Raw genomic sequence first — 3869 nt, 5'->3', positions numbered from 1 at the left:
TTAATATAGAAGTATGAGTTCTTGATATAAATAACCTAGGGTAACTTAATTGGCATGCGAAATTAATAGGGCGCTAGGGCTTGTAAATCTAGGGGTAAAGTACTTCTACACCGTATTGAAGGACTGCTTGGGTATTAAGTGCTGAGTTACTTGTATTATGTTGATAAATGGTTCCACCAATATTTACGCTGTGAGAACTGGTGCTTAGCTGAAAGTTTTCAGTTTGATCATAACCATTATATAGCGTCGGTTCGAAGCTTAGAGAAGCCGCGCTTTCGCTATTTGTGACTGATTCACTTAGTTTTACCGAGATGGCTTGTGCGGCACGCCCGCTAATATCTAGCTGAGGTGTATCGACGGATGGCTCAAGGCAAGCGTTACCTTGTAGAGACCCGCTTTTAGGGTCGATGGTGCATTGGCTGTTATCGAGCTTTTTAACTGGCATCGACAAGGTTTGTTGAGTGCTGCCGATAGCGCTGACCGATGCTGGGTCGACTAGGGTCAACTTCACTTTTGCCTTAAAAGATTCAGCTTGTGCGCTTACTGAAAACGTAAAGCATGAAAGCAGTACTAATGCTAAGGGAGCTTTTCTCAAGCCGGTCTGCCTCCACTTTTTATCGCTGATTAAGTCCTGAATACCACTCAAGTATAGTAGCTAGTGCTAAGGCAGCAATGCTTAAAATGTGAAAAAGTGAAAAATATTTATTTCTTGCGCAAATGAAAAAGCTGGGCTATGTGATCGTGGCTTGTGTGGTTAACATGTTGAAAAGTAATAGTTTATTTTTTTTGTTTGAGATGTGTGGGAGGAAGGTAAATGATACCTTCATCGCCTGAAGCCTTGAGTTCTATAGTTGGTGTTACGCTGAGGTTTTTACTTTGAAGGTAGTCAGGATCTATTTTAAGTAAGTAGCTACCTGGTAGGACGTTTTCGAATATGTAAACACCATCGTACTCGGTTCGGGTTTGCTGTATCAGTGAGTCATCGAGTGTAAAAAGAGAGACAGGAATACCTGCTTTCGGTATAAGTTTACCATTGTTTTCAAGCAGCACTTCTCCTTCGAGTTCCATCGCAGTTTGGAAGCCGATACTGATCTCGTTGAGTTTTCCCGAGTGAGAGTAGAGTGAGAAGTGCTCTTTCTGTGGTTTCAGGAACGGGTCTTCAATTTTTCGGGAATTGATACTGATCGTTTGCATTTGAAGATCAGGAACCCCCCATAAAGAGACATAACCTTCTTCGTTTGTGGCGCTGTTTCTCCAGCTGTTCTTTCCTTTAAAATGTATATTTGGAAGAGAGCTGTCCTGTTCATCAAACCTACCGTTATTGTTGTGATCCAAATATGTGTGTGCGAGCACGCTGGCACTAGAGGCCACACTTTCAGAACTAAGGTAGAGGCTATTATGAGGTTTGTCGTAGGCAAGGGCAGAGCTAATGCTTAAGCCAATACTTTGATGGTCTTGTGTATCAAATCCGGCAGAAAGAGAAAACGAGTATTTGTCCAGACGCCAGCTGATCATATTGTCGAAGCTGTATGTGTCTTCTTCCGATAGAATGTAGCCTAACGAGGCTTGATAACTTACCCGTTTACTTGCTTGATAGTTGGCACTCGATTGGATGGAGTCCAGAACACCTTTCGGTAATATTTTATAGTTAGCTTCGGTCTTGAGTCTCCAGCTATGCCAGCGCCTGGTTGCGCTTAACGTGGTGATAAGAGAGTCTTCCACGTCATCTATATTATTGTGTGAGTAATTGATTAGATTGGCAATTTGGGTCTGACCAATGCGTGTGCTTAAGCGTTTAGAAAGTTGCCATTGTTCCTGTGCATTAGCATATTGAGCATGTTGAAGCTCCAGGTCGTAGGATATATCTTGTGACCAGATATCTGCCCAAAGACCATTGATTCGTAGTTTGCTATCCAGCTCCAGTTTCCCATCCGGGTTCTTATCACTAATGAAGTCTGTATATTTTTCTAAATCAAAGTTGATATTGGTATTAAGCAAGCGGGTCTTGTATGCAAGTGACCATGCGTGGCCGCTTTGCTGGTCAGAGACATATTTCAATTGTCCAAAACCTCCACCAAGCGAAGCGAAAAAGCCCAAGCTTGTATAGAGATGTTCTATCTCGTTGTCTATGGGGGTAAAGCGGCTGAGGGCACCTTGAATGGTGAGATAGTCGTTAAGCCCTGCGTTAAATTCAGACATAAAAAAAGATGAGGACTCGTCAAGCTCCTCTTCCTCAAGGCTAAGCAGGCGCTGGTTTCTATTTAGAGCATAGAGTTGAAAGTCCCACAAACCTTTGGCCAGCATTTGACCTCCGACCGTGATTTTTTTCTGTTCGCTTCGATATTGTCCCTGGGGCCCATAGATACGAATATCAAAGATGTTCTCTCCTAAATATGTAGAAATTTTGTCAAAGCGATATTGGCCATTGCTAGATGTGCTTGTGAAGTCAATTAAAGCGCCATTTCGATAAAGCTCAACTTCCCAGCCCGGCGGTGCATCGCCTTCTAGAAGTAGGTCACTGCTTTGTTCTTGGAGTGCATTGCTGCCGCGCTTTAAGTGGACACCGCTGCCACTAACGGAGCCGGAAAGCAAAGCACTGGAATGACTGTTTACGTCACCAAACTTATATTGATCGATACCCAGAAATAATCGTTGCTCTGGCCCGCTTGCCGCTTTGCTAAAGGTAAGTCTAAGGTCTTGAGCCCCATCTTGGTTAACATAACTGGTTTGTAGAGAGTGTTTCAGAATATCCATGACACCCTGAACAGTAGCCGAACTGTATTGGCTGATATCTGCCTCATACCTGCCCGTCAGATCGTTATATTTCTCAAAGCGCTCTGCACTGTGTGAAAACTCAATATCAAACGAAGGGGAACCAAGCCAGTCGTATTCATTGGGAAGGTAGTCGTGAGCCGTTTGAGCTTTAGCTTGTGGCTTTAGCTTGGCTCTTTTCTGGGCTCGCAGCTTTTGTGTCACGATTGGTAGTGGACTTGAGGACGATAGTTTAAGTTCAAGTTGCGAGACATCCAGCAGTAAGCTGAGGTCGAACCATCGCTCGATGCTTTTTAAATTAATATATAAATCAAAACCATCAAGTGCATACTGAAAATCTTTTGGCCAGGTTTGGCGTTCGCCTTTGAGAAAAACACTTTTCTGATTGATGTCGAGAGAAAAGTTTCGGTCTTCTGAAATAAACCAGCCATCAAGCGACAGCGAATCCAAATTTAGCGTTAGAGGAAAATCCAGAGAATCTATCAACCCTTGTACGGGAATAAATGTATTCTCGGGTGTTTGATAGACGAAAAGAGATTCTTCGAGTAATAGCTGATCGTAACTTAATTGAACGATCAGTATATTATCCTCTGCCAACTCAACAGGTTCTGGAGGGAGCTCTGCAAAAGCATGCTCCCATACAGCTAAGTAAACGAGAAAAATCGAGAGGCCGGCATAGCGTGGCATATTAGGTAAAATCCATCTTACGTTATAAGAGTCTGCCAGGTGTCTAGAATGTTATTGTTTGCTCGATGACATTGCTGCCACCAAACTTTTCGTCCTCAGTAAAGCGTAGAAGATATTCTTTTCCAGTTAATGATGCCGCTTGGCTCAAGCGGACTTTGACTAGTCGTTTTAAAGTTGGAGTATATAAAGCGATACCTCGAATAAAGCCTATGCGGGAGCCAAGTTGCTCACCGTTCTTCTCATATAGTTCCACGTTCCCATAGAGAGAAAAATTTCCTTGGCGATGTAGCGAGAAGTGGAGCTCTTCTACTTGCTCGTTTTGCACGATTGGCTGAATGTCAGAGATGCTTGCAGTGGTCGTAGAAGCGCCTTTTCTGACGATTACGGGGATTGCTAGTTTTAATACTGGC

The 3869-nt window shown here is 43.3% G+C and carries 3 protein-coding genes; all 3 read right to left on the bottom strand.

All coding sequences use genetic code 11. The features are described 5' to 3' along the window. Positions 1 to 88: 88 nt before the first annotated feature. Positions 89 to 646 carry a hypothetical protein gene (locus A3761_RS01940; RefSeq protein ID WP_068511790.1) on the bottom strand — a complete coding sequence of 186 codons (558 nt, stop codon included), beginning with the start codon at positions 644 to 646 and terminating at the stop codon, positions 89 to 91. Positions 647 to 777: 131 nt separating this feature from the next. Further along, positions 778 to 3459 carry a hypothetical protein gene (locus A3761_RS01935; protein ID WP_068554369.1) on the bottom strand — a complete coding sequence of 894 codons (2682 nt, stop codon included), beginning with the start codon at positions 3457 to 3459 and terminating at the stop codon, positions 778 to 780. Positions 3460 to 3502: 43 nt separating this feature from the next. Further along, a partial coding sequence (locus A3761_RS26645; RefSeq protein ID WP_197472734.1) for a hypothetical protein occupies positions 3503 to 3869 on the bottom strand: 367 nt, incomplete at its 5' end.

This window comes from Oleiphilus sp. HI0123, assembly GCF_001635315.1.
This window is presented reverse-complemented; position numbering and strand designations above follow the sequence as displayed.